The following is a 21,702-nucleotide window of genomic DNA, read 5'->3' on the forward strand; positions in this document are numbered from 1 at the left end:
GTGCCGGGGGCGCGCAGGGCGGCCAGGTCTTTGGGCGTGGGGACGCCTTTGGCGGCCACCCGCTCCTCGGTGCCGTTCGGCCCGGGCCCGTCCGCCGGGTGGCGGGGCTGCGGGGCGGGGCGTTCGGCCGGGGCTCCGAGCGCGGACTCGGGCAGCGGCGCGGAGAGGATCGCGGCGATCTCGGGCCGGGGCGCGGGCTGCGGCGCGCACACCCCGGTGTAGTCCTTGGCGCGGACGGCCTTGGTGATCCACGCGCGGTCCAGGACGCGCCGCTCGTCGGCCTCGGCGACCAGGTCCTCGGACTGGTTGTAGTCGCCGTCGGCGGCCTGGACGGCCCACAGGTGGACCGCGACGCCGTGCTCCTTGGCGGCCATCATGCCGGGCAGCAGATCGCCGTCGCCGGTGACGAGGACGACGTCGGAGCAGGCGCGGTTGCGGGCCAGTTCGGTGAGCTCGGCGTGCATCGCGGCGTCCACGCCCTTCTGCGCCCAGCGGCCGTCGCTGCGGGTCAGCGCGCCGAGCCGGACGGTGACCCGGGGCATCACCCGCAGCCTGCGGTGCTCGGGCTGCGGGACGCGGTCGGGGGCGCCGTCGAACCAGTAGATGCGCAGCAGTGGCTGCTGGGTGTCGGATTCGGCGCGTTCGCGCAGCCCCTGGATGAGGGCGGTGTGGTCGACGGTGATGCGGGACCGCGAAGGCTCCCCGGCGAGGAGACTCGCCGCGGCTCCCAGCAGATACCCAGCGTCCACCAGGACGATGCAGCGGTCCACGCGACTCACCCTCTTCCCAGGAGGTTTGCTTCGGGCCTGCTTCGAGTCTGCCCGACGGCGCGGAGGTTAACGGCCGGAACTCGATCTTCGGCGTGGCGTTTCGGGACTTCCCGCTCCGACCACCCCTGTCACGCACGGTAATTGTCCGACATGCGATCGTTGTCGGCCTGTGTGAATCTGGTCCCGGCCCTGGCCCCTAGTCCCCCACAGGAGGCAACACCATGGCCAAGAACAAGAACCGTGACCGTAAGCAGCAGCGTCCGACCGAGCGTGGTCAGCGGGCGGACCGCAGCCCCGCCTCGCAGACGGAGCCCCAGGCCGAGGTCGAGGTGACCCCCGGCGAGATGGCGCCGTCCGGCAAGCGAAAGCGCAGCTTCGGCCACAACTGACGTCTGCGTGACGGGCTGTTGGGCCCATGCGTCACGCACACGCACGAGGGGCGTACCCGATGCCGGGTACGCCCCTCGAGTGCGTCAAAATCCGCGTCACCCGGCCAGGCAGGACGGCCCGAGCAGCACCTTCAGGTCACCGAAGAGCGCCGGGTCCGGCTTCACCCGGTGCCGGTCCAGTCGCAGCACGGTCGTCTTGGTCGGCCCCTGGAGCTTGATCCGGACCTCGCTGTCGCCCTTGTGGTGGCTGAGCACCTCGCCGAGGCGGCTGACCAGCGGCGGGGTGACGCGGGTGGCCGGGATGGTGAGGATCACCGGCGCGTTGGTGCCCGCGTTCGACAGGTCCGGCACCATCAGCTCCATCGCCACGAGCCGCGGGATGTCCTCCCGCTTGTCGAGGCGGCCCTTGACGAACACCACGGCGTCCTCGACGAGTTGGGTCGAGACCAGCTGGTAGGTCGCGGGGAAGAACATGCACTCGATCGAGCCGGCGAGGTCCTCGACGGTGGCGATGGCCCAGGCGTTGCCCTGCTTGGTCATCTTGCGCTGCAGGCCGGAGATGATGCCGCCGATGGTGACCACGGAGCCGTCGGAGTAGTCACCGCCGGTCAGCTGGGAGATGCCCGCGTCGGCCTTGTCGGACAGGATGTGCTCCAGGCCGAACAGCGGGTGGTCGGAGACGTACAGGCCGAGCATCTCCCGCTCCTGGGCGAGCAGATAGGTCTTGTCCCACTCGTCGGAGGAGAACTCCACGTCGAGTCCGAAGCCCGGCTCGCTCGTCTCGGCCTCGCCCATGCCGCCGAAGAGGTCGAACTGCCCCTCGGCCTCCTTGCGCTTGACCGCGACCACGTTGTCGATCATCGGCTCGTAGTGCGCGGTGAGGCCCTTGCGGGTGTGGCCCATGGCGTCGAAGGCGCCGGCCTTGATCAGCGACTCGGTGGTGCGCTTGTTGCAGACCACCGCCTCCACCTTGTCGAGGTAGTCCGGGAAGGAGACGTACTTCCCCTTGGACTTGCGGCACCTGATGATCGACTCGACCACGTTCGTACCGACGTTGCGGACGGCGGAGAGGCCGAAGAGGATCACGTCGTCGCCCTGGGCCGCGAAGTTGGACATCGACTCGTTGACGTCCGGCGGGAGCACCTTGATGCCCATCCGGCGGCACTCGTTGAGATAGACGGCCGACTTGTCCTTGTCGTCCTTCACGGACGTGAGCAGCGCGGCCATGTACTCGGCGGGGTGGTTCGCCTTGAGGTAGGCCGTCCAGTACGAGACGAGTCCGTACGCGGCGGAGTGCGCCTTGTTGAAGGCGTAGCCGGCGAAGGGGACCAGCACGTCCCACAGGGCCTGGATGGCCTCGTCGCTGAAGCCCTTCTTGCGGGCGCCCTCCTGGAAGAGGACGAAGTTCTTCGCCAGCTCCTCGGGCTTCTTCTTGCCCATCACGCGGCGGAGGATGTCGGCCTCGCCGAGCGAGTAGCCGGCGATGATCTGGGCGGCCTTCTGCACCTGCTCCTGGTAGACGATCAGGCCGTAGGTGACGTCCAGGACCTCCTTGAGCGGCTCCTCCAGCTCGGGGTGGATGGGCGTGATGTCCTGCTGGCCGTTCTTGCGCAGCGCGTAGTTCGTGTGGGAGTTCATGCCCATGGGGCCCGGGCGGTACAGGGCCGACACGGCGGAGATGTCTTCGAAGTTGTCCGGCTTCATCAGCCGGAGCAGCGAGCGCATGGGGCCGCCGTCGAACTGGAAGACGCCGAGGGTGTCGCCGCGCTGGAGCAGTTCGAAGGTCGTGGGGTCGTCGAGCGGGAGGCTCAGGAGGTCGATGTCGACCCCCTTGTTGGACTTCACCATCTTGACGGCGTCGTCCATGATCGTCAGGTTGCGCAGGCCGAGGAAGTCCATCTTCAGCAGGCCGAGCGACTCGCAGCTCGGGTAGTCCCACTGGGTGATGGTGACCTTGTCCGTGTGCCTGACCCAGACGGGCACGTGGTCGGTGATGGTCTCGCTGGACATGATCACACCGGCGGCGTGCACGCCCATCTGCCGGACCAGGCCCTCGACGCCCTTGGCGGTGTCGATGACCTTCTTCACGTCCGGCTCGTTCTCGTACATCGCCCGGATCTCGCCCGCCTCCGAGTAGCGGGGGTGCTCGGGGTTGGTGATGCCGTCGAGGTTGATGCCCTTGCCGAGGACGTCGGCGGGCATGGCCTTGGTGAGGCGGTCACCCATCGCGTACGGGTAGCCCAGCACGCGCGCGGAGTCCTTGATCGCGTTCTTGGCCTTGATGGTGCCGTAGGTGCCGATCATGGCGACCTTGTCGGCGCCGTACTTCTCCGTCACGTACCGGATCACCTCGACGCGCCGGCGCTCGTCGAAGTCGATGTCGACATCGGGCATGGAGATGCGCTCGGGGTTGAGGAACCGCTCGAAGATCAGGCCGTGCGGGATGGGGTCGAGGTCGGTGATGCCGAGGGCGTACGCGACGATCGAGCCGGCCGCGGAGCCTCGGCCGGGGCCGACCGCGATGCCCTGCTTCTTGGCCCACATGATGAAGTCGGCGACCACGAGGAAGTAGCCCGGGAAGCCCATCGAGATGATGGTGTCCATCTCGTACTCGACCTGCTTCATGCGGTCGTCCGGGATGCCGTCCGGGAAGCGGCGGTGCATCCCGCGCAGGGTCTCCTCGCGGAACCAGCTGACCTCCGTGTACCCCTCGGGGATGTCGAACTTGGGCATGAGGTCGCGCTTTTCGAACATGCCCGTGGTGTCGACCATCTCGGCGATCAGGCGGGTGTTGGCGCAGCCCTCCTGCCAGGCGTCCGAGGAGTCGATGGCGTACATCTCGTCCGTGGACTTCAGGTAGTAGCCAGTGCCGTCGAACCTGAAGCGGTCGGGGTCGGAGAGGTTCTTGCCGGTCTGGATGCACAGCAGGGCGTCGTGGGCGGTCGCCTCGTGCGCGTACGTGTAGTGCGAGTCGTTGGTGACCAGCGGGGGGATGCCGAGCTTCTTGGCGATGTCCAGGAGGCCGTCGCGGACCCGGTGCTCGATCTCGATGCCGTGGTCCATCAGCTCCAGGAAGTAGCGGTCCTTGCCGAAGATGTCCTGGTAGTCGGCGGCGGCCTTGAGCGCCTCGTCGAAGTGGCCGAGGCGCAGCCGGGTCTGGACCTCGCCGGAGGGGCAGCCGGTGGAGGCGACGATCCCCTCGGACCACTGGGCGATGGTCTCCTTGTCCATCCGGGGCCACTTCTGCAGCCAGCCCTCGGCGTAGGCGTCGGAGGACAGCCGGAAGATGTTGTGCAGGCCGGTGCTGTTCACCGCCCACATCGTCTTGTGGGTGTAGCCACCGGAACCGGAGACGTCGTCCCGCTTCTGGTGCGGCTGGCCCCACTGGATCTTGCGCTTGTTGCGCCGGGACTCGGGCGCGACATAGGCCTCGATCCCGATGATCGGGGTGACCCCGGCCTTCTGCGCGGAGTGGAAGAAGTCGTACGCCCCGTGGAGGTTGCCGTGGTCGGACATGGCGATGTGCGTCATGCCCATCTCGTTGCACGCGTTGAACATGTCCTTCAGCCGCGCGGCACCGTCCAGCAGCGAGTACTGGGTGTGGACGTGCAGGTGCGTGAACGGCGGCTTCGACACGGCTGCGGCCTCCAGAGAAAACAGACGACGAATGGGGCCCGGCAGGCTGCGGACAGTCTGGGGGACAGCGTCGAAGTCTATGCCTCGCCACTGACACCTGGAGGGCTGACCCGCGTACCTTCGTGCGAGGGTTCGCGGGCACTCCCGCGGGCCGCCGCACGTTAGGGAGAGGGCGGACCTGCCGCCCTGAAACGCATGCACCAGGAGGCACCCAGCGATGTCGTTCCCGCAGCTCGACGACGAGCACCGCGGTGAGGAGATCCTCGCCGTCTTCGACACCGCCTTCGGCGAGCTCCTGGCCGCCGACCCGGCCGCGTTCCGCGTGAAGTTCCGCAAGATGGCGGCCTCCGCCTTCGCCTTCTACCGCGGGACGGCGGGCCTCTTCTACCACGACCTGACGGTGTCTGATCAGTTCGGCCCGAAGCGGGGCGGGCCGTACCTGGACGAGCGCACCTCGCGCGTGTGGATCCACGGCGATCTGCACGCGGAGAACTTCGGCACGTACATGGACGCCAACGGCCGCCTGATCTTCAACGTCAACGACTTCGACGAGGCCTACGTCGGCCCCTTCACCTGGGACATCAAGCGCCTGGCCGCCTCCCTGGCGCTGATCGGCTACGCGAAGGCGCTCAGCGACGAGCAGATCTCCGAGCTGGTGACGATCTACGCGGTCGCCTACCGCGAGCGGATCCACGCCCTGGCGACGGGCGCGAAGAGCGACGAGGTGCCGCCGTTCACCCTGGACACGGCGCAGGGTCCGCTGCTGGACGCGCTGCGTGACGCCCGCTCGCTGACCCGCTTCGGCCTGCTGGACTCGATGACGGAGATCCGCGACTTCGAGCGCCGCTTCGCCCCGGGCGGCGGCTCCGTCGAGCTGGACGCGGCCACGCGCTACAAGGTGCTGGCCGCCTTCGACGGCTACCTGGAGACGCTCCCGGACAGCTCGCTGACGCGTCCGGACTCCTACCGCGTGAAGGACGTCGTCGGCCGGCGCGGCATCGGCATCGGCTCGGCGGGGCTGCCGTCGTACAACATCCTGCTGGAGGGGCACAGCGACGCCCTGGAGAACGACGTCGTGATCTACATCAAGCAGGCCCAGACCCCGGCGGTCTCCCGGCACATCACGGACCGGGCGATCCGCGACTACTTCCAGCACGAGGGGCACCGCACGGTCATCTCCCAGCGGGCCCTCCAGGCGCACGCCGACCCGTGGCTGGGCTGGACCGAGCTGGACGGCGCGGGCCAGCTGGTCGCGGAGGTCTCGCCGTACGCGGTGGACCTCGACTGGGGCGACATCGACGACCCGGAGGAGATCGCCCAGGTGGTGGCCGACCTCGGCCGGGCGACGGCCTCGATGCACTCGGCGGCGGACGACCAGTCCGGTGAGTCCCTGGTGCCGTTCTCCACGGAGCGGGCCATCGACGCGGCGATCGCGGCCGACGAGGAGGGCTTCGCGCCCCTGCTGGTCGACTTCGCGCACAGCTACGGCGCCCGCGCGCGTGCCGACCACCAGACCTTCGTGGACCTGTTCCGCAACGGACGAATTCCGGGCCTGTGACGGAAAGGCCTCTCACAGGCATCCTTTAGGGGTCCCTTACCTGCCCCCATGACAGACTCTCCTATCGCTATGGACATATCCGGGATCCAGCTCAGAGCCGTGCGCGCGGCGCTGTTCACGGCCGTGGTCGTGACGCTCAGCACCGCGTCGCACGTGCTGCTGTCCCGGGCCCCGCTGCCCGTGGGCACGGTGGCCGCGGTCGCCACCGCCGTGTTCGTGATCGCGTTCGCCCTGGCGGGCCGGGAGCGCTCCTTCGGGCGGATCGCGGCCCTGCTGATCCCGCTGGAACTGGCCGCGGACACGGTGTTCACCACGGGCCAGCACGCCTGTTACGGCCCGGCGGGCGGTCCGGTCACCGGTCCCCTGCGGTCGGTCGGCCTGGACGTGCTCTGCGGCGGGGGCGAGGTCGGCACGCCGCTGGCCCGGATGGCCGGGGTCACCGGCACCGACCGGCTCGCGGCCGCCGTCGTCCACACCGAGCCCGTCACGGCCTGGCTGCTGCTCGGCGCGCACATCGGCGTCGGGCTCCTCGCGGCCGTCTGGCTGCGCCGCGGCGAGCGGGCCCTGGGCCAGCTGCTGCGGGCGGTGACGGCGACCACGTTCCGTCCGCTGCTGCTGGCGGTCGCCGCGGTGACCGTGGAACGGGCCCCGTCCGGACACCGGCCGTCCTCGCGCGCCGCGGACCGTACGCCCACCGCCCGCGACCGGGTCCTCACGTACTCCCTGGGACGGCGTGGACCGCCGTGCTCACCCGCCTTCGCGTAAGGCACTTTCGAGCACCGGCAGGCCCTTTACGTATCCCGCACACACACCGGTGTGCGCGTCCCCCAGGAGAACATCACCATGAGCAAGCGCAACAGCCAGTCGGCGAAGACGGCGGCCCGCGAGCGGCTGCGCATCGAGCGCGAGCGCGAGGCCAAGCGGGCGAAGACCAAGCGGCAGATCGTCGTCGCCTGCTCCATCGTCGGCGTGCTGGCGATAGCCGGCGGCATCGGCTACGCGGTCGTCCAGGCCAACAAGCCCGACGACTGGGAAGCCGCGAAGAGCGCCAAGCTCGTCGAGCCTGCCAACACGTCGGGCAAGGACGGCACGACGGTCGTCATCGGTAAGGACAGCGCCAAGAAGACCCTCGCCGTCTACGAGGACCCGCGCTGCCCCGCGTGCGCCCAGTTCGAGCAGACCCTCGGCTCGACGATCCACAAGGACGTCGAGGACGGCAAGTACAAGCTCCAGTTCGTCGGCGCGACCTTCATCGACGGCAACGTCCCCGGCGAGGGTTCGAAGAATGCCCTGAGCGCCCTCGGCGCCGCCCTGAACGTGAGCAGCGATGCGTTCCTGGACTACAAGACGGCGCTCTACTCGGCGAAGTACCACCCCGACGAGACGGACGACAAGTTCAAGGACGACGACTACCTGATCAAGGTGGCGGACACGGTCGACGCCCTCAAGGGCAACAAGACGTTCCAGAAGGCCGTGAAGGACGGCACCTACGACAAGTGGGCGCTGCTGATGGCCGAGAAGTTCGACGCGGACGGCAAGAAGTACGACTTCAGGGGTACGCCGACGCTGCTCATGGACGGCAAGAAGGTCACCGGCAGCGACGGTCAGAGCGCTCCCGGCACCCTTGCTGACTACACGAAGGCGATCGACGCGGCGCTCAAGGGCTGATCACGTCCTGCGGTCAAAGAGCGGGCGAACTTCCGGAGTTCGCCCGCTCTGGCGCATACCGACCAGTAACCTGATCGGTCGTGACCAGTCGATACAGATCGTCGAATACGTCAGAGGGCCTCAACTCCCTCACTCCGCGCCGCCGTACGGTCGTCAAGGCCGCGGCGGCGACCGCTGTCCTGGCCGGCCCGCTGGCGGCGACCCTGCCGGCGCGCGCCGTCGACCAGGCCCCCGCCTTCCTGCACGGCGTCGCCTCCGGTGACCCGCTGCCCGACGGCATCCTGCTGTGGACCCGCGTCACCCCGGTCCCGGAGGCGATACCCGGCTCCGGAACCGGCCCCGACACCGAGGTGAGCTGGGTCGTCGCCAGGGACAAGGCGTTCAGCAGCGTCGTCGCCAAGGGCTCCACCACCGCGACGGCGGCCTCGGACCACACCGTGAAGGCCGACATCCGCGGCCTGCAGCCGGCCACCGACTACTGGTTCCGCTTCTCGGCCGGCGGCACCGACTCCCCGGCGGCGCGCACCCGCACCGCGCCGGCGGCGGACGCCGCCGTCCAGGGTCTCCGTTTCGGCGTGGTCTCCTGCGCGAACTGGGAGGCCGGCTACTTCTCCCCGTACCGCCACCTCGCGGCCCGCGGCGACCTGGACGCCTGGCTGCACCTCGGCGACTACATCTACGAGTACGGCACCGGCGAGTACGGCACCCGCGACAAGGTCGTCCGCCCGCACGCCCCGGCCCACGAGATCGTCACGCTCGCCGACTACCGCATCCGGCACGCCCGCTACAAGACCGACCCGGACCTCCAGGCGCTGCACGCCACGGCCCCGGTCGTCGCGATCTGGGACGACCACGAGTTCGCCAACGACGCCTGGTCGGGCGGCGCGGAGAACCACACCGAGGGCGCGGAGGGCGCCTGGGCCGCCCGGCAGACCGCCGCCAAGCAGGCCTACTTCGAGTGGATGCCGGTGCGCCCGGCGATCGGGGGCACGACCTACCGCCGGCTGCGGTTCGGCAAGCTGGCCGACCTCTCGCTGCTGGACCTGCGCTCCTTCCGCTCGCAGCAGGTCAAGGTCGGCAACGGCGAGGTCGACGACCCGGACCGCACGCTCACCGGCCGCGCGCAGCTGGACTGGCTCAAGACGGGGCTGACGGCGTCCGACACCACCTGGCGGCTGGTCGGCAACTCGGTGATGATCTCGCCGTTCGCCGTCGGCTCGCTCTCCGCCGATCTGCTCAAGCCCCTGGCCAAGCTGCTGGGCCTGCCGCAGGAGGGCCTCGCCCTCAACACCGACCAGTGGGACGGCTACACCGACGACCGCCGCGAGATCCTGGCGCACCTGCGGACGAACGCGATCCGCAACACCGTCTTCCTCACCGGCGACATCCACATGGCCTGGGCCAACGACGTGCCGGTGGACGCCGGTACGTATCCGCTGTCCCCGTCGGCCGCCACGGAGTTCGTGGTCACGTCGGTCACCTCCGACAACCTCGACGACATCGTCAAGGTCCCGGAGGGCACGGTCTCCGCGGTCGCCTCGCCGGTCATCCGCGCCGCCAACCGCCATGTCCACTGGGTCGACACCGACCGCCACGGCTACGGCGTCCTGGACATCACGGCCGAGCGCGCGCAGATGGACTTCTACGTCATCTCCGACCGCGCGAGGCGCGACGCGACGGCCAAGTGGTCCCGCTCGTACCGCACCCGCAGCGGCACGCAGAAGGTCGAGCGCACCTACGACCCGGTGTAACCGCCTACAGGGTCTCGAGGAAGCCGAGTGCCACCCGCCAGGTGGTCTCGGCGGCCTCCTCGTCGTAGTCGGGCAGGTCGGGGTCGGTGTAGAGGTGGCCGGCCCCGGCGTAGCGGTACACCTCGACGTCGGCACCGGTGCGGCCCATCTGGAGGTACCAGGCGCTGAGCCAGTCGTCCGTCTCGAAGGGGTCCGGCTCCGCCACGTGCAGCTGGACCGGCAGGTCGTCCGCCGTGACGTCCGGGGCGATGTCCGACGTGCCGTGCAGGAGCAGCAGGCCGCGGGCCTTGTCGTCGCCGAGGGCGAGGGTCTGGGCGATGGAGGCGCCGAGCGAGAACCCGGCGTACACCAGCCCGCGCTCGGAGTAGGGAGCGGCGGCCAGCACGGCCCGCTTCAGCAGCTCCTCCTTGCCGATCTTCTCCTTGTGCTCCATGCCCTCCTCGACCGACTCGAACGTGCGTCCCTCGAAGAGGTCGGGCGTCCACACCTCGTGCCCGGCCGAGCGCAGCCGGTCAGCGGCCCGGAGCACCGCGGGCCGCAGCCCGAAGGTCGAGTGAAAGAGCATGATGTTCATGAGGCCATGGTGCCAGCCGGGTGTGACAAGCCGGGATCACGGCACTACCCACGACGCAGCGGAAGTCACATGTTCATGCACCCCGCGAGCCGGTTAGGTTCGGGGGCATGGAGAACCTGCTACGACCGCTGATCGTGGTCGGTGGCTCGGTCGTGCTCACGCTGGTGATCGGCTGGGCCACCGACTTCCTGCTGCGCAAGGCCGACGAACGACACCACGAGACCCCGCTGTGGGGCCTGCTCCGCCGTGGCCGCATCCCCTACATGCTGGTCCTTTTCGCGGCCCTGCTGAGAGGGTCGTACGACGAGGCGGAACTGCTTCCGAGCCGCGACGAGGCCATCGGCCGGGCGCTGACCCTGATCCTGATCGGGTCGACCGCCTGGCTGGTGATCCGTATCGCGGCCGCGGTCGTCGAGACGTCGTACAGCCGGTACGCCAGCGCCCGCGCCCACCGCGACCCGGCCAGGGTCCGCCGGGTGCGCACCCAGGTGACACTGATCATGCGGGTGGTGTCGGCGATCGTCGGCGTGGTGGCCGCGGCGTCGATGCTGCTGACGTTCCCGGCGTTCCGGGCGGCGGGCGCCTCGCTGCTGGCCTCGGCCGGCATCCTCGGCATCGTCGCCGGTGTCGCCGCCCAGTCCACCCTGAGCAACATGTTCGCGGGGTTCCAGATCGCCTTCGGCGACATGGTGCGCATCGGCGACACCGTGGTGGTGGACGGCGAGTGGGGCACGGTCGAGGAGATCACCCTGACCTACCTGACCGTCCACACCTGGGACGAGCGCCGCATCACCATGCCGGTGTCGTACTTCACGTCCAAGCCGTTCGAGAACTGGTCGCGCGGCACCCCGCAGATGACGGGCATCGTCTTCTGGCACGTCGATCACTCCGCCCCCGTGGAGGCGATGCGCGAAAAGCTCCGCGACATCCTGCGGGAGTGCCCGGCCTGGGACGGTCGCGCCTACAACCTGTCCGTCACGGACAGCACCCCGAGCACCATGCAGGTGCGGGCCCTGGTGACGGCCAAGGACGCGGACGACATCTGGACGGTGCGGGTCGCGGTCCGCGAGCAGATGATGGGCTGGCTGGCCGACGAGCATCCGTACGCCCTGCCCCGGGTCAACACGGCGGACGCGATCCTGCCGCCGTCCCGCAACGGCAACGGCAACGGACACCGTCCGTCCCAGGACGGCGTGCCGGCTCAGCAGCGCCGCTACCACGGCAACCACCACTCGGGACGGCCGGAGCGGTGATCCCACGGTCGTACGGCAGGAGGGCTCCCCGCGGCGCGGGGAGCCCTCCTGCCGTACGGCGGTTCAGTGGCCGCGCTCGGCGCCGCCGTTGACCTGGATGATCTGCGAGGTGATGTGCCCGGCGCCCGGGGAGGCCAGCCAGTGCAGCGTCTCGGCGACATCCCCCGGGGTGCCGGCCCGCCCGTTCGAGGTCTCGGCGATGAGCCGCGCCCGCCGCTCCTCGGCCATCGCGTCCCCGAAGAACTCGGTGTCCTCGATGTACCCGGGCGCGACGACGTTCACGGTGATGCCGCGCGGCCCCAACTGCCGGGCCAGATCGTGGGCGTACGGATGCAGCCCCGCCTTGGCCGCCGCGTACGCCCCGCTCCCGGACCCCCGGTAGGCGGCGATGGAGCCGAGGAAGAGCACCCGGCCGCCGGGCTCGGCGAGCCGCGGCTTCAGCGCCTCGGTGAGCAGGACCGCCGTCAGGGTGTTGAGCCGGAAGTTCACGCTCCAGGTGTGCGCGACGGCCGCGAGCGGGTCGCCGTCCGGGGCGTCCGGTTCGAGCAGCCCGTTGCCCCCGGCGCTGTGCACGAGGACGTCCACCGCCCCCAACTCCCGCTCCACGAAGGCGGCGACGCCGCGCACGTCCTCCGGCTCGGCGAGATCGGCCGCGTACGTCAGTGCGCCGGGCACCTCGGCCTTCTCCAGCACGCCGGCGCGCCGCCCGAGCAGCAGCACCTGGTCTCCGCCGGCCGCGAACACCCGGGCCGCCGCGAGCCCGATTCCCGTTCCTCCACCACTGATCACTACATTCCGTGCCATACGAACGACCCTACGACGCCCCGACCGCCCGAGGTCACAACGGCGGCCGCTGCCGTCGGCCTCACCGCAGACTGCGCACGTCGAGGTGGCGCAGAACCCGGTCGACCACCTCGGGATCCGCCCCCGGCTCGCTGCGCGCCGCCAGCACCTCGTGCCGCGCCGCGCTGAGCATCTCCTGCTGGATCCGCCGGACCCGCTTCACCCGCCGGGCGCCCTCCCGGTACGCCTCGCGCCGCTCGTCCTCGGCCAGTTCGGGACTGATCCGCACGCCGATCTCGTAGGCCCGCCGCAGCATCTGCTCGGACAGTTCCTCCGGGAGTTCCTCGCCGTCCTCGATCTCCCGCAGCCGCCGCTTCGCCGCCTTGGCCGCGCGGACGGCCAGTGCCTTCGCGAACTCCTTCTCCTTGTCCTCGTCGGCCTTCACCCCGAGCCGGCGCACCAGCCACGGCAGCGTCAGCCCCTGCAGCACCAGCGTCGCCATGATCACCCCGAAGGCGATGAAGATGATCTCGTCCCGGCTGGGGAACGGCGCACCGGCATCGGTCTCCAGCGGGATCGCCAGCACCAGCGCGACCGAGGCGACTCCGCGCATTCCCGACCACCACATCACCACGGTCTCGCGCCAGCTCACCGGGATGTCCTCGTCGTAGTCCCGCCGGGCGTGCAGCCGTTTGGTCAGCCAGGTCGCCGGCAGCAGCCACAGCAGCCGCGCGAGGACGACCACGACCACCACGACCGCCGCCCACCAGAGCAGTTCGCCCCATCGCCCGGAGGCCGTGTTGATGGCGTTGTGCAGTTCGAGACCGACCAGCCCGAAGGCGACGCCGGTGACGAGCGTGTCGACGATGTTCCAGAAGGTGTGCCCGGCCAGCCGGGTCATGACGTCGTCGGCGTCCGAGCCGTACTCCGCGAGGAACAGCGCGGTGGTGAGCACGGCGAGCACACCGGATCCGTGCAGTTCCTCGGCCATGACGTAGGCGGCGTACGGCACCAGCAGGGTCAGCCCGATCTGCAGCGTCGGGTCGCCGAGCACTTCCATCAGCTTGTTCGCGCCCCAGCCGAGCGCGAGGCCCACGGCCACCGCCACCACGGCCGACAGCACCAGATCGAGCCCGGCCTTCCAGGGCGAGAACGTCCCGCTGACGGCTGCGGCGATCGCCACGTGGTAGAGGACGATGGCCGTGACGTCGTTGAACAGCCCCTCGCCCTCCAGGATCGACACCAGTCGGCGCGGCAGCCCCAGCTGCCCGGCCACGGCCGTCGCCGCGACCGGGTCCGGCGGCGCCACCAGCGCGCCCAGCGCGAAGGCGGCGGCGAGCGGCAGCCCGGGCACGATCGCGTCGGCCACGGCGGCCACACAGGCCATGGTGACGAACACCAGGGCCACGGCCAGCAGGAAGATCGGCCTCTTGTTCGCCGCGAACTGCCGCCACGACGTGCGCCGCACGGCGGCGTACAGCAGGGGCGGCAGCAGCAGCGGCAGGATCAGGTCCGGCGCGATCTCGACATTCGGCACGAACGGCAGCAGCGCGAGGACTATCCCCAGGAGCGTCATCAGCACCGGCGCGGGCACCTTGAAGCGGTCGCCCACGGGGACACTGACCACGGCCCCGAGCAGCAGCACGAACAGCAGGGCCAACTGATCCACGGTCAGCGCTCCGGGAGGTCAAGTGGTCACACGAGTGACCTCAAGCCTGCCACGCAACTCCCGGTACAAACCGTTTCGGCACCCGCCACGGAGGGCTAGAGCGGACGCCGCATCCCCCGGTGCGCAATGCCCGCCTCCATGTACTCGGGCCCATAGGGCTCGTAGCCGAGCCGCTCGTAGAAGCCGAGCGCATGCGTCTGCGCGTGCAGGTCCACAGCGGCGAGCCCACGCGCGCGTGCCGCGTCCTCGATGGCCCGCACCAGGGCGGCACCGATTCCGAGCCCGCGCGCGGCGCCCGCCACGGCGAGCCGGCCGAGGGAGCCCACGGAGGGGTCGGCGCCGGTCTGCGCCACGGCCGCCTCCCCGTGCAGCAGCCGCCCGGTACCGAGCGGCACACCGTCCTCGCGGACCGCCAGCACGTGGACCGCGCCGGCGTCGTACGCGTCGTACTCCAGCTCCTCCGGCACGCACTGCTCGCCGACGAAGACCTCCTTGCGCACCGCGAAGCACGCCTCACGGTCGGCCGGACCCTCGGCGACCCGCACCAGGTACGGGACGCTCACGCGTACGTCTCCTCGCGGACCTGGTCCAGGGCCTTCTGCAGGTCCTCCGGGTAGTCGCAGGAGAACTCGGCCCACTGCCCGTCCCCGGGGTGCTCGAAGCCGAGCCGCACCGCGTGCAGCCACTGCCGGGTCAGGCCGAGGCGCTTGGCGAGCGTCGGGTCGGCGCCGTAGGTGAGGTCGCCGACGCAGGGGTGCCGGTGGGCGGCCATGTGGACGCGGATCTGGTGCGTGCGGCCGGTCTCCAGCTTCACGTCGAGCAGCGAGGCCGCGCGGAACGCCTCGATGAGGTCGTAGTGCGTGACGGACGGCTTGCCCTCGGCGGTGACGGCCCACTTGTAGTCGTGCTGGGGGTGCCGGCCGATGGGCGCGTCGATGGTGCCGCTGGTCGGGTCGGGGTGGCCCTGGACGAGCGTGTGGTAGCGCTTGTCGACCGTGCGCTCCTTGAACTGGCGCTTGAGCGAGGTGTAGGCGCGCTCCGACTTGGCGACCACCATGAGGCCCGAGGTGCCGACGTCGAGCCGGTGCACGATGCCCTGGCGCTCGGCGGCACCGGAGGTGGAGATCCGGTACCCGGCGGCGGCCAGGCCTCCGATGACGGTCGGCCCGGTCCAGCCCGGCGACGGGTGCGCGGCGACGCCGACGGGCTTGACGATCACGACCACGTCCTCGTCGTCGTGCACGATCTCCATGCCCTCGACCGGCTCGGCCACGATCTGCACCGGCGCGGGCGCCTGCGGCATCTCGACCTCCAGCCAGGCGCCGCCGTGCACGCGCTCCGACTTGCCGACCACCGACCCGTCGACCGTGACCTTCCCCGCGGCGGCGAGCTCGGCCGCCTTGGTACGGGAGAAGCCGAACATGCGGGAGATGGCGGCGTCGACGCGCTCGCCCTCCAGGCCGTCGGGCACGGGCAGATTACGGATCTCGGGAAGCGTGCTCACCCGTCGAGTATGCCGGACGGCTCCGACAGGGCTGTACGCGTGCTCAGTCCTTGTGGACGGTTCCGTCCGGGTCGAGGCCCCGGAAGGACAGCAGCACGATCAGGATGCCCCCGCAGACGATCGCCGAGTCGGCAAGGTTGAAGACGGCGAAGTGCTTGGGCGCGATGAAGTCCACGACCGCGCCCTCGAAGACGCCCGGCGCCCGGAAGATGCGGTCGGTGAGGTTGCCCAGCGCACCGCCGAGCAGCAGGCCGAGCGCGATCGCCCAGGGCAGGCTGTACAGCTTGCGGGCGAGGCGGGCGATCACCACGATCACCGCCGCCGCGATCATGGTGAAGATCACGGTGAAGGCCTCGCCGAAGCCGAAGGCCGCGCCCGCGTTGCGGATCGCCTCGAACTTCAGCCAGTCCCCGACGATCTCGATGGGCGGGTGGTGCTCCAGCTTCTCGACCACGATCAGCTTGCTGACCAGGTCGAGGACGTAGGCGAAGGCGGCGACGGCGAACAGCACCGCGATCCGGCGCCTGCCCCGGGGCCGTGCGGCGGTGGCCTCCGCCTCGCCGGTACCCGGCGCTCCCGCCGCGGCCGCCGGGCCGGTGCCGGGCTCGCCGGCCGCCGGGGTGCCCTCGGAGTCGGGCCGATCCTTGCCGCCCCCGGTCGCGTCCGGTGTGTCCGGCGTACCGATGATGCGCTCCGCCTCTGCCACGTGAGTCCCTCAACCTAGGTGCCTGACTGAGGACGAGGGTACGGCACACCCCGTACGTCGCACGTGCTCAGGAGGCATTCGGCAGCCGGTCGGTGCGGCCGGTCAGTACCGGCGCTCCTGCTTCTGCTTGCACTCCACGCAGAGGGTGGCCCGGGGGAAGGCCTGCATACGGGCCTTGCCGATGGCGTTGCCGCAGTTCTCGCAGAGGCCGTAGGTGCCCGCGTGCAGGCGTTCCAGGGCGCGCTCGGTCTGGATGAGCATCTCCTGCGCGTTGGCGGCCAGGGCCAGCTCGTGCTCGCGGGTGATGTTCTTGGTGCCGGTGTCCGCCTGGTCGTCACCGGCGCCGTCCCCGGAGTCCCGCATCAGACCGGCCAGCGACCGCTCCGACGCCGTGATCTCCTCGCGCAGCCGGGTCTCCTCGGACGTCAGCTCGGACCGGGCCTCCTCGACCTCCTCCGCCGTCCAGGGGTCCTCGCCCGGGCGTACCGCCAGCTCACCGGGCTCCGCCGCGGCGATCCGCGCCTTGGGAACGGCGGTCTTGGCCGCCGTGGCCGTGCCAGGAGTCTTCTTCGCAACCACCGTCGTCGCTCCCGTCTGCCGGGCGGCCTCGGCCGCACCCGCCTTCTTGGCCGTGCTGCTCGCGGCCGTGTCCTGTGTGACCGCGCCGGTCCGGGCAGCGCCCTTGCCGACCGCGCTCCTGGTGGTGCTCTTGCCCCCGGCGGCCTTCGCGGCCGGGGTCTTCTTGACGGCGGCCCGCTTGCCGGCCGCCTTCTTGGCCGCGGCCTTCCCGCCGGTGGCCTTGCCGGCCGGGGAGGCCGCCTTCCCGCCGACGGTCTTGCCGACCGGGGAGGCCGCCTTCCCGCCAGTGGCCTTGCCGACCGGGGAGGCCGCCTTCCCGCCAGTGGCCTTGCCGACCGGGGAGGTCTTTCCGTCCGTGGCCTTCTTCCCGGCGGCGTTCCCGGCCGGAGCCGACTCCGCCGGCGATTCGGCCGCCGCCCTGTGCGTCGGCGCCTTGGCCGATGCCGTGGCCGCGGTGGCCTTGATGGCCGGTGCCTTGTCCGGGGTGGCCTTGGCCTTGGTCCCCGGTGCCTTCCCCGGCATGGCCTTGGCCTCGACCGTCGGTGCCTGCTCCGCCACCGAAGCCTCGGCCGGTGCTCGTTCCACCGAAGCCTCGGCCGATGCCCTCTCCTTCGAAGACCTGGCAGCTGCCTTGGCCGGTGCCCTCTCCTTCGAGGTCCTGGCCGATGCCCTGGCCGGTGCCGACCTGTCCGCCGAAGCCCGGGCGGATGCCTTCCCCTCCGAGGTCCCGGCCGTGGCCTTCCCAGCCGGCGCCGATCGGGCCGCCGCCGATCGGGCCGCCGGCCCCTCGGTCGCCGTCTTCCCGACCGCGTTCCCGACCGCGTCCTCCTCGGTCACGGCCCCCTCGGCCGCGACCTCCTCGGCACCGGCCACCTTCGCCACGGCCTTCCGGGTAACGGCGGCCTTCCTCTCCGTCGTCTTCTTCCCGGTCGCCTTCCTCCCGCCCTCCTTCGCCGACCGCCCCGCCGAGCCCCCCTGCGTGGCCTTCTTCCCGCCCACGTCCTTGGCCGCGCCGCCGGAGGCCTCCGCGGACCTGCCGGACGCCGGCTGCTGTACGGCGGTCTTCTTCGCCACCATGGCCGCGGCCCCTTCACACATTGTGACCTTGCTCGCGAATCGTGCTGGGACGATAAATCGACTCGAGTCCCGCGGCAACGGGGCACACCGCCCGATTCGCCCGCCTCGCGCACGCCGCGCGGCGACCTGCAACCGTTGTGCCCAGCTCCCCGCCCGGTAATCCGCCGAGCCGGACGTCCAAGGATCCGAACACCTATACCTCGCTATTCGGGTCATGAAACCCATATCGCTCCCCACAGTCCCGTCCCCGACGGCCTCGAAAACCGGTCGGCCGCGGCCCGCGCGGCGCCGTACACTGGGCGGAGCGAAAAGCGTGGATGGGGACGAGTAGCGGCGTACGCAGCCCGAAGCGACCCGGGGACGGTGGAAGCCCGGGGGCGAGCGCGACGTGAAGATCACCCCGGAGCCGCCGGAAGAAAGCCGGAGCCAGTGAGCGACGGCCGGTAGACCCGGCTTCGCGACCCCAATGAGGGGGCTCGCCGGCGCACACCCCGTGCCGGAGGGCCAAGGAGGGTGGTACCGCGGGAGCGCGCCGAAGAAGCGGCGCAGGCAGACGTAGCTCTCGTCCCTCCGGACGGAAGGCAGCAAGTCCGCCGGAGGAAGCCCGCTGATGACATCGCCGACGTATCGCCAGGTACCCGCCCAGGTCGACCTGCCCGCCCTCGAGCACGCCGTGCTCGACTTCTGGCGCGAGCAGAAGATCTTCGCCAAGAGCCTGGAGCAGTCCGAGGGCCGCCCCGAGTGGGTGTTCTACGAGGGCCCGCCCACCGCCAACGGCATGCCCGGTGCCCACCACATCGAGGCGCGCGTCTTCAAGGACGTCTTCCCCCGCTTCCGGACCATGCGCGGCTACCACGTGGCCCGCAAGGCCGGCTGGGACTGCCACGGCCTCCCGGTCGAGCTCGCCGTCGAGAAGGAGCTCGGCTTCTCCGGCAAGCAGGACATCGAGGCGTACGGCATCGCGGAGTTCAACGCGAAGTGCCGTGAGTCGGTGACCCGGCACACGGACGCCTTCGAGGCGCTCACGACCCGCATGGGCTACTGGACCGACCTCCAGGACCCGTACCGCACGATGGACCCCGAGTACATCGAGTCCGTCTGGTGGTCGCTGAAGGAGATCTTCAACAAGGGCCTGCTGGTCCAGGACCACCGCGTCGCCCCCTGGTGCCCCCGCTGCGGCACGGGCCTGTCGGACCACGAGCTGGCGCAGGGCTACGAGACGGTCGTCGACCCCTCGGTCTTCGTCCGCTTCCCGCTCACCTCCGGCCCGCTCGCCGGCGAGGCCGCGCTCCTGGTCTGGACGACGACCCCGTGGACCCTGGTGTCCAACACCGCCGTCGCCGCGCACCCCGAGGTCACCTACGTCGTCGCCACGAACGGCGAGGAGAAGCTCGTCGTCGCGGAGCCGCTGGTCGCCAAGGCCCTCGGCGAGGGCTGGGAGACCACCGGCCAGTCCTTCACGGGCGCCGAGATGGAGCGCTGGACGTACCAGCGCCCCTTCGAGCTGGTCGAGTTCCCGGCCGAGGCCCACTTCGTCGTCAACGCCGAGTACGTCACCACCGAGGACGGCACGGGTCTGGTGCACCAGTCCCCCGCCTTCGGTGAGGACGACCTCAAGGTCTGCCGCTCCTACGACCTGCCGGTCGTGAACCCGGTCCGCCCGGACGGCACCTTCGAGGAGGACGTCCCCCTCGTCGGCGGCGTGTTCTTCAAGAAGGCCGACGAGCGGCTCACCGAGGACCTCGACGAGCGCGGCCTGCTCTTCAAGCACATCCCGTACGAGCACAGCTACCCGCACTGCTGGCGCTGCCACACCGCGCTCCTCTACTACGCGCAGCCCTCCTGGTACATCCGCACCACGGAGATCAAGGACCGCCTCCTCGCGGAGAACGAGGGCACCAACTGGTTCCCGGACACGGTCAAGCACGGCCGCTACGGCGACTGGCTGAACAACAACATCGACTGGGCGCTGTCCCGCAACCGCTACTGGGGCACCCCGCTGCCGATCTGGCGCTGCGAGGACGACCACCTCACCTGCGCCGGATCCCTCGCGGAACTGTCCGAGCTGACCGGCACCGACCAGTCGGGCCTCGACCCGCACCGCCCGTTCATCGACGAGGTCACCTTCGCCTGCCCGCAGGGCGGCTGCGGCAAGACGGCCACGCGCGTGCCCGAGGTGATCGACGCCTGGTACGACTCGGGTTCGATGCCGTTCGCGCAGTGGGGCTACCCGTACAAGAACAAGGAGCTGTTCGAGGCCCGCTACCCGGCGCAGTTCATCTGCGAGGCCATCGACCAGACCCGCGGCTGGTTCTACACGCTGATGGCCGTCGGCACGCTCGTCTTCGACAAGTCGTCGTACGAGAACGTGGTCTGTCTCGGGCACATCCTGGCCGAGGACGGCCGCAAGATGTCCAAGCACCTGGGCAACACCCTGGAGCCGATCCCGCTCATGGACCGGCACGGCGCCGACGCGGTGCGCTGGTTCATGGCGGCCGGCGGTTCCCCGTGGGCGGCCCGCCGGGTGGGCCACGGCACGATCCAGGAGGTCGTCCGCAAGACCCTCCTGACGTACTGGAACACGGTCGCCTTCCAGGCCCTCTACGCCCGTACGTCGGACTGGGCACCCTCCGAGGCCGACCCGGCCCCGGCCGACCGCCCGGTCCTGGACCGCTGGCTGCTGTCCGAACTGCACGCGCTCACCGACCAGGTCACCCAGGCGCTGGACGCCTACGACACCCAGCGCGCCGGCAAGCTGCTGTCCGCGTTCGTCGACGACCTGTCGAACTGGTACGTGCGCCGCTCCCGCCGCCGCTTCTGGCAGGGCGACAAGGCGGCCCTGCGCACCCTGCACGAGGTTGTCGAGACGGTCACTCAGCTGATGGCCCCGCTCACCCCGTTCATCACCGAGCGGGTCTGGCAGGACCTGATCGTCCCCGTCACCCCGGGCGCTCCCGAGTCGGTCCACCTGGCTTCCTGGCCGGAGGCGGATCTCACCGCCATCGACCCCGAGCTGTCGAAGCAGATGGTGCTGGTGCGCCGCCTGGTGGAGCTGGGGCGTGCCACGCGCGCGGAGTCGGGCGTCAAGACGCGTCAGCCGCTGTCCCGCGCGCTGATCGCGGCGACGGGCTTCGACGCGCTCGGCACCGAACTGCGCACGCAGATCACCGAGGAGCTGAACGTCGAGTCCCTGGCGACGCTCAGCGAGGTCGGCGGCAGCCTGGTCGACACCACGGCGAAGGCCAACTTCCGTGCGCTCGGCAAGCGGTTCGGCAAGCGCGTCCAGGACGTGGCCAAGGCCGTGGCGAACGCGGACGCGGCCGCCCTGTCCCTGGCCCTGCGCGAGGGCACGGCGTCGGTCGAGGTCGACGGCGAGACCATCACGCTGGCTCCCGACGAGGTCATCATCACCGAGACGCCCCGCGAGGGCTGGTCGGTGGCCTCCGACTCGGGTGCGACGGTCGCGCTGGACCTGGAGATCACCGAGGAGCTCCGCCGGGCGGGCCTGGCCCGTGACGCGATCCGCCTGATCCAGGAGGCCCGCAAGAACAGCGGCCTCGACGTGGCCGACCGCATCGCACTGCGTTGGACGGCCACGGACCGGGCGACGGTCGAGGCCCTCACCGACCACGCCGGCCTGATCGCCGACGAGGTTCTGGCCACGGACTTCGCCCAGGGCGAGGCGGACGACGCATACGGCGAGCCCTTCACCGACGAAGGCCTGTCCCTGACCTTCCGCCTTCGCAAGGCGTAACCCGGCCGGCGGCCCGAAGGCCCGGTCCCGC

General features: G+C 70.6%; 15 protein-coding genes and 1 pseudogene. 7 read left to right on the forward strand and 9 right to left on the reverse strand.

The genetic code is table 11. From position 1 onward, the window contains the following. The coding region (locus K4G64_RS22695) for an NYN domain-containing protein (protein ID WP_221757859.1) at window positions 1-770 on the reverse strand (770 nt) is incomplete at its 3' end. A gap of 221 nt (window positions 771-991) precedes the next feature. Between K4G64_RS22695 and K4G64_RS22700 the strand changes: the two genes are divergently transcribed. Then, complete coding sequence (locus tag K4G64_RS22700; protein WP_097216088.1) at window positions 992-1,159, forward strand: hypothetical protein; 168 nt, start codon at window positions 992-994, stop codon at window positions 1,157-1,159. 96 nt (window positions 1,160-1,255) lie between these two features. Here K4G64_RS22700 and dnaE read toward each other — a convergent pair whose 3' ends face one another. Beyond that, entirely contained in the window at window positions 1,256-4,795 is a 3,540-nt protein-coding gene (gene dnaE, locus K4G64_RS22705; RefSeq protein ID WP_221757860.1) for a DNA polymerase III subunit alpha, read from the reverse strand. A 217-nt stretch (window positions 4,796-5,012) separates the two neighbouring features. On the opposite strand from dnaE, the gene K4G64_RS22710 reads away from it, so the two are divergent. The 4 genes from K4G64_RS22710 to K4G64_RS22725 all read left to right on the forward strand — a co-directional run bounded on the left by K4G64_RS22710 (window position 5,013) and on the right by K4G64_RS22725 (window position 9,772). Next, the gene (locus tag K4G64_RS22710) at window positions 5,013-6,353 is read left to right on the forward strand and encodes a DUF2252 domain-containing protein (protein WP_221757861.1); all 1,341 of its coding nucleotides are present in this window, start codon (window positions 5,013-5,015) and stop codon (window positions 6,351-6,353) included. A 69-nt stretch (window positions 6,354-6,422) separates the two neighbouring features. Continuing rightward, window positions 6,423-7,118 (forward strand): hypothetical protein, encoded by a 696-nt coding sequence (locus K4G64_RS22715; protein WP_221757862.1) that lies wholly within the window; start codon window positions 6,423-6,425, stop codon window positions 7,116-7,118. A 78-nt stretch (window positions 7,119-7,196) separates the two neighbouring features. After that, window positions 7,197-8,021, forward strand: a complete 825-nt coding sequence (locus tag K4G64_RS22720) for a thioredoxin domain-containing protein (protein ID WP_221757863.1) — start codon at window positions 7,197-7,199, stop codon at window positions 8,019-8,021. Between the two features lie 80 nt (window positions 8,022-8,101). Further along, window positions 8,102-9,772, forward strand: a complete 1,671-nt coding sequence (locus K4G64_RS22725) for an alkaline phosphatase (protein WP_221757864.1) — start codon at window positions 8,102-8,104, stop codon at window positions 9,770-9,772. A 4-nt stretch (window positions 9,773-9,776) separates the two neighbouring features. On the opposite strand, the pseudogene K4G64_RS22730 reads toward K4G64_RS22725, so the two are convergent. Further along, window positions 9,777-10,361: pseudogene (locus K4G64_RS22730) on the reverse strand (dienelactone hydrolase family protein); the annotation flags it as partial. A gap of 92 nt (window positions 10,362-10,453) precedes the next feature. On the opposite strand from K4G64_RS22730, the gene K4G64_RS22735 reads away from it, so the two are divergent. Continuing rightward, window positions 10,454-11,599 carry a mechanosensitive ion channel family protein gene (locus K4G64_RS22735; protein WP_221757866.1) on the forward strand — a complete coding sequence of 382 codons (1,146 nt, stop codon included), beginning with the start codon at window positions 10,454-10,456 and terminating at the stop codon, window positions 11,597-11,599. A 63-nt stretch (window positions 11,600-11,662) separates the two neighbouring features. Here the strand turns inward: K4G64_RS22735 and K4G64_RS22740 are convergent, their stop codons facing one another. From K4G64_RS22740 to K4G64_RS22765, 6 genes are all read right to left on the reverse strand, one after another. Further along, a complete protein-coding gene (locus K4G64_RS22740) occupies window positions 11,663-12,403 on the reverse strand; it encodes an SDR family NAD(P)-dependent oxidoreductase (protein ID WP_221757867.1) in 741 nt (246 codons plus the stop codon). Between the two features lie 61 nt (window positions 12,404-12,464). Beyond that, window positions 12,465-14,051 (reverse strand): Na+/H+ antiporter, encoded by a 1,587-nt coding sequence (locus K4G64_RS22745; RefSeq protein ID WP_221757868.1) that lies wholly within the window; start codon window positions 14,049-14,051, stop codon window positions 12,465-12,467. A gap of 95 nt (window positions 14,052-14,146) precedes the next feature. Further along, complete coding sequence (locus tag K4G64_RS22750; RefSeq protein ID WP_221757869.1) at window positions 14,147-14,614, reverse strand: GNAT family N-acetyltransferase; 468 nt, start codon at window positions 14,612-14,614, stop codon at window positions 14,147-14,149. After that, window positions 14,611-15,555, reverse strand: coding sequence for an RluA family pseudouridine synthase (locus K4G64_RS22755; RefSeq protein ID WP_221757870.1), 945 nt, complete (start codon window positions 15,553-15,555; stop codon window positions 14,611-14,613). Before K4G64_RS22755 ends, K4G64_RS22750 begins: the two co-directional genes overlap by 4 nt. A gap of 43 nt (window positions 15,556-15,598) precedes the next feature. Continuing rightward, the gene (lspA, locus tag K4G64_RS22760; RefSeq protein ID WP_221757871.1) at window positions 15,599-16,261 is read right to left on the reverse strand and encodes a signal peptidase II; all 663 of its coding nucleotides are present in this window, start codon (window positions 16,259-16,261) and stop codon (window positions 15,599-15,601) included. 102 nt (window positions 16,262-16,363) lie between these two features. Beyond that, a complete protein-coding gene (locus tag K4G64_RS22765; RefSeq protein WP_221757872.1) occupies window positions 16,364-17,917 on the reverse strand; it encodes a TraR/DksA C4-type zinc finger protein in 1,554 nt (517 codons plus the stop codon). Window positions 17,918-18,527: 610 nt separating this feature from the next. Here K4G64_RS22765 and ileS point away from each other — a divergent pair. After that, on the forward strand, window positions 18,528-21,671 hold the full coding sequence (gene ileS, locus K4G64_RS22770) for an isoleucine--tRNA ligase (RefSeq protein WP_221757873.1): 3,144 nt from the start codon (window positions 18,528-18,530) through the stop codon (window positions 21,669-21,671). Window positions 21,672-21,702: the final 31 nt, after the last annotated feature.

Source organism: Streptomyces sp. WAC04114, assembly GCF_019733245.1.
Lineage (GTDB): Bacteria > Actinomycetota > Actinomycetes > Streptomycetales > Streptomycetaceae > Streptomyces > Streptomyces massasporeus_A.